Origin of the sequence: Moorena sp. SIO3H5 (assembly GCF_010692395.1) — a bacterium.
Lineage (GTDB): Bacteria > Cyanobacteriota > Cyanobacteriia > Cyanobacteriales > Coleofasciculaceae > Moorena.
Map to the genome: position 1 here is coordinate 1 of NZ_JAAHHS010000474.1, position 5,467 is coordinate 5,467.

3 protein-coding genes are annotated in these 5,467 nt (G+C 39.7%); all 3 read right to left on the reverse strand.

Annotation, left to right across the window (positions count from 1 at the left end; genetic code table 11):
• Positions 1-273: 273 nt before the first annotated feature.
• From F6K52_RS31565 to F6K52_RS31575, 3 genes are read right to left on the reverse strand one after another with little or no spacing between them, the layout of a single operon-like run.
• A complete protein-coding gene (locus tag F6K52_RS31565; RefSeq protein WP_293088228.1) occupies positions 274-1,683 on the reverse strand; it encodes a hypothetical protein in 1,410 nt (469 codons plus the stop codon).
• Complete coding sequence (locus F6K52_RS31570; RefSeq protein ID WP_293088230.1) at positions 1,683-2,168, reverse strand: hypothetical protein; 486 nt, start codon at positions 2,166-2,168, stop codon at positions 1,683-1,685. Before F6K52_RS31570 ends, F6K52_RS31565 begins: the two co-directional genes overlap by 1 nt.
• Before the next feature lie 11 nt (positions 2,169-2,179).
• Positions 2,180-4,876, reverse strand: a complete 2,697-nt coding sequence (locus F6K52_RS31575) for a CHAT domain-containing tetratricopeptide repeat protein (protein WP_293088232.1) — start codon at positions 4,874-4,876, stop codon at positions 2,180-2,182.
• Between the last annotated feature and the right edge of the window lie 591 nt (positions 4,877-5,467).

A 5,467-nucleotide genomic window follows, 5' to 3' on the forward strand; every position in this document is an offset into this window, starting at 1 on the left:
TTGACTCAGTTGTCTCTATTTCAACAAAAAAAACAGATAGAGAACGTAGGGTGGGCAAAATGTTAGGTTCTAGAACTATGAAAAGAAGCCAACAGTTTTTGCCCACCAAAAAAGTATCTAGAACCTAGGGTGGGCAAAATGTTAGGTTCTAGAACTATGAAAAGAAGCCAACAGTTTTTGCCCACCAAAAAAGTATCTAGAACCTAGGGTGGGCAAAATGTTAGGTTCTAGAACTATGAAAAGAAACCAACAGTTTTTGCCCACCCTACAAGCTCATTTTCCTCCCCGATTGATAATTCGATACACAATTAACCCAGCGATCGCACCAACTCCCACATGAAATAGCACAAACACCACACTGTAACTCAAGCAAGGTGTAACACCAGCCTTGGGGCAATCTAAGGATTGTTTGGGGTATAGTTGGGTGATAATAGACTCTACCGGTTTAGCAGCGGTTTGGGAAGAAATACCACTGACCCCTAAACCAATACCCACCGAGGCAATCCAACGTTCTAATCGTTTCTCCTGTTGTGCTTGTTCAGTCTCCACGATGCCTCGGATACTACCAAGCATCTGGTCAAATAGTTGCTGACCGGGTTTGAGATAATTGAGGTTGACTTGAATCTGACGTTGAAATAGCTTGGTTCTTTGGTTGAGGAAGTATTCTAAAAACTCGATATTATCGTCTTTGAGACTAGATTCGCGGATTTTTTTTAGCCAGTAGTCATAGTTTTCGGCATTGGTAGCGATCGCAGTTTTGTGATCTTCCATGTCTCGCAGATAACCAGCATAGTCAAAGGTCTGGGATGGCATCTGTGTCAGTTTCTGCTTCAGTTGCTCTAGCCTTGTTTCTCGCTCCCTTGGCAATTCCTTGAAGCCTTTAACCTCTTGTTCAAGTTGCCCATAGAGCTCTCTGGTTTTGCCATAACACCAACGGGCTTCATTATAGGCAAACAGAATTTTACTGCGACAGCACAACAGATTGAAAAATGACAAAGAGGTCTTTTCAACTAGCTTTAAGGTTTCTGGGTGACGGTTTAACCAGACCAGAAGGTGACATTGTTCCGTAGGTTTCTCCTTACCATTGTCATAGGCAAAAATAGGGCTACCAAATAACTGCCCAGATGCCATAAACTGCGGTTTTTGGTCGGTTCCCTGGAAAAAAGCATCCACACAGGCATTGGCTAACTTTCTATCTTCCTCAGGAGTCCCCACTGGTTCGCCATAGAGCACTAAGGTTTGTCCCAAGGAAGCTTGAATATTGCTGGCTAGGAGGCACCCTTGGGGATTTAACCGACTAAATTGACCAACTGGAACGGTGACATTTTGGTAATACAGAGTTATATCAATGGCATAAGTATCATGAATTTTAACCGGATAGACATCTAGTTTTAGGCCAGAGCCTGCTATGTGCAGTGGTGGCGTATAGGTTAAGCGACCATTATCAGGCAAGAGTTCTAGATAACGGCTTGTGATTGCTGTTTGGCTTCGATAGGATTTTAATTTTTCAGGAAAGGATTTCAGCTCTGGGATTCCAAAGGTTTCACTGAGCTGAGCACATTGTTGCCACAACTGATCCGCATCCTGTCGCAACTGTCCCAGTTCTTGGCTTAGGTCTTGGCAGAGATGGAAGGCATAAAGGGTGACGCTGGGGTTTTTGATTCGCAAGGCGGTGTCAGTCATCAGCCTTTGGAAGTGTTGGGTTTTTTGCTTTCTTCAGTAGAACTATTGCGGGCTTCAGGAGCCAGGGTTTCCCCTTGGTTCTTGTCATCTTCGGTTTTAGTTTCAGGAGTGGGGAAAGTGCCTCCAGGTCCCAAGCCTTTGCTAGTGTTGAGTCTTTCGGTTTCTGGGGGAGAACTCTTGCGGATCTGATTAATCAGGGTTTCCCGTAGGTTTTTTTCGTCTTCGGCTTTAGTTTCAGGAGTGGGGAAAGTACCTCCAGGTCCCATCTCACGGATTGGTTTGCTAGCAATTAAAGCCATCAAAGCATTATTAATGTCTGAGTGAGAAGCACACCAGAGATTGATCGCATCGGCTAGCTGTTTAGTATCATTTGGGAATGAAGCAATTAATGCTTCTAGTTCCGTTCGTTCTGAGTCTTTAAACAACTCAGGTTCGGTGTCTAGTAATTGTTTTAAAGCAGATAAAAATTGATTTTCTAATTCCATAGTTTTAACTCCTATTTACCAATCGCACAGAATGCAGCCCAATGAAATGGTGACTCAAAGGGTTTATCGCTGGAATTCAAATTGTAAAACTTAGCCTTAATTACGTATTTCTCAACAAAATTCAAAGGTAATTTGTCAATGTACTCCTCTAATTTTTCTTTTGTCACATCCCGGAGCCAGCGTTGCGCTTGATTGAGGGCAATTCCCAACGACATTGCTGTTCGCAGATTATCATAAAATTTAATCATCAATAATGTTGTAGACAATTCATTTACTTTCCACAGGCTACAAACCAGCGCTGGACTACCCGCAACTAGGAAACCACTGGGTAAACCAATGTATTCATCGCTGATGTTAGTATCATCAATCACTCCTGTTTCACAAGCTGAAAGAGTTACAAGGCGACATTGTTCTAATTTCAGGGCAAAGATTGCATCTAAAGTGAGGTGGGCATCTGCCAGAATGAGAGCCGATTTACGTGGTTCTTTGTAGTTAAACTCACCGTGACAACTAAAATGGACACAGTGGAATGTGTTGAGAGCTTTACTATCTATGGCAGCTTTGCTGGCAGCGTTTTTCACCAGGACTTCTGTATCTGGTGGTGGATTGAAGTAGCCTTTAATTACTTCTACTCCGATATTAGTGTAATCTAAATTATCAGTGGGATTTTGAACCGCAAACAGGTGGGTAAAGTCCGGGCGTTCTCTGGTTTGAGCAAGTTGCAGTAGTTGACAGCTAGGGGCGTAACTTACCCCTGCTGGAAAGCGATCCATCAGAATTTCAGATGTAGCTTTTTCCTGCTGACTGTTGATAGGTAAAGCATGAAGGGGGAATAAATGTAAAACCTGATGGGGGATTAAAATTAAGCGATCGCACGTTTCTGTAATCTGCTGAATGATGTCATCAATGGGCAGAATTTCTGCTAGCAAATCTAGGCGGTTACTCAGATTTTTTTGCCAATCAGATTTTTGGTTTTTGTAGCTTCCTAGATATTCATTTCTCCATTGTTCCAATTTCTTGAATTTTTCCGGCTCAGACTGCAAAACGATAGGCTGCTGGGTTTTCTTGGTAAAGATGAAAGTGAGCAGCTTATTTTTTGTAATGTAAAACTCTACAATGGCAGTGTGATCATCTAACTTATTCTGAAATTCATCAAATTTAAAGCTAGAACCGATAAGTAAATATTGGTCTTGTAAATCATTACGCTGCTGTAGCAATTCTTGAAGACGTTGTGCCAGGGCGGTTGGATTGTCAGCTTTCTTATGCTGGATTTGATATTGACCTATGGCTATTTCATCCCTGTATTGTTCTAGTTGAGTAACAACATCTGCGGGAAAGATGGTATTTTGATCACGGCTGAGAATCTTGTCAACTAAATTACGGGTTTTGCTCTGTTCAACATATTCAATCGCTTCGGTGATTTTGTTACGTTTTAGGCAAACTTCCACCATGCGTTGATAAAGGCTATTCCAGTCTTCTGCCAACTTTTGCTTGTATTCGTCTATTTCTGAACCAAAAGCTATTTCATTTCGTAATAGTTCTACAGTCTTTATTGCACCTTTAAAATCGTCATAAGCATTGACAAAATTACTAGCATATAGATGAGATAAACCTCGGTTAAATAGAGTTTCTGCATGATCGTGAGGAAAGCGTTCAAGGGTATAAACCTCCAAGGCTAATTCATAAGCAGCGATTGCCTTTTTTATATTTTCAGCCTGACTCCCTCTGATTCGCCTACGGTAAACAGTTCCTAGATAATTCTGAACTATTGCCCAATCTTCGCGATAGTCTTCATAAGATAAGACTTCTAAAGCCAATTGGAAAGCAATAATCGCCTTTTCTAAATTCTCCGCTCTGTCCCCTTCTATACTATCGCGGTAAGCAAGACCTATAGAATTGTGTGTATAAGCCCATTGATAGGGATACTCTTCTTTAGAAAAAACTTTTAAAGCTAATTGACCTGCTTCAATTTCTTTTTTTAAATTTTTCGTCTTTTCTCCAGATATCCTTTCAGCATAGGCAATAGTTAAATTGTATTGTATTTGTGCCCAGTTGTAGGGATATTCAGTTTCAGTAAAGACTTCCAAAGCTGATTTATAAAACTCAATTGCATTTTCTATATTATCCTCTTTATTACCCCTGACTCGATTGCGATAGATCATGCCTAAATTTTTTTGACTTCTCGCCCATTCATAAGGATGCTCTTTTTTGGTAAAGACTTCTAGACTTAACTTAGAAGCTTTTATTGCTTCCTCTATATTTTCGCCTTTTTCTCCAAGGATTCGCCAAAGATGAGCTAGAGCTATGTTATACTGAAGATCACCCCATTTTTTAGGTAAAGTCTCACGAGTGACAACTTGGAGAGATACTTGATAACCAGCAATAGCTATTTCTCTATTAAGATTTTCTTGACCGTGATAATATAGATAAATTATATTGCTAAAATCAATAATATTTTTAGCAATTTTTTGGGCTTCTGATAATTCAGTAGTTTTAAATTTATCAGTCGCCCAGTTTTTAATAAACTTAGGAAAATCATCATATAATAATTCTAGATTATTGCTCAGCAGTGTTTCTACAGTTTGCGGAGGTTTATTTCCACTTCTTGGGTCATGCTCACTCTCTTTTGTAGCTTGTAATAATTGTTCTAAAAAGACAGTTTGAGCACTTTCGCGATCCGGTGTTTCTGTATCGGGTGTTTCTGTCATTGGTTTAATTACTATGCTTTCAACTACTGCTAAGGTTTATTTCTGCACTTTGATTGAAGATAGAACAGAAATTATTTGATATAGCCAGAACTGGTAGATAAAAACAAAATATAGCGTTTCTAGTACTTATGAGGTACGGTCAATTTTATTGCCTGCTACTCCCTACTTCCTAACACCTAGGACTTTTTACCTAACCGAATTCAGAAATGCTATAAAGTAAGATGCACTAAAACCTGTTAACGCTAGTGGTCATAATTGGTGATTTGAGCTCCCGAAACCTTGACGCTTACCATAGCCAAACTACTAGATTTTTACCACTAGGATGATTTTACCTAGAAATCAAGCAAGCTTGATTTCATTTCAGGAAAATTAATTAAACTATTAACTATGTAAATCTTTGATGAAAAATCTACCAATTTTTAATTGTTTGAGGTAAGCAAGTTTGGTATTTTAGGGAGCAGGGAACAGGGAAGTTAGAAGTCTGAAGTCTGAAGTTAGAAGTCTGAAGTCTGAAGTGGGTAGTACTGTATTAACATCTAACACAGGAGTACCCATTAACAAAAAAATAGTACTGTTGTATAACAAACGGGA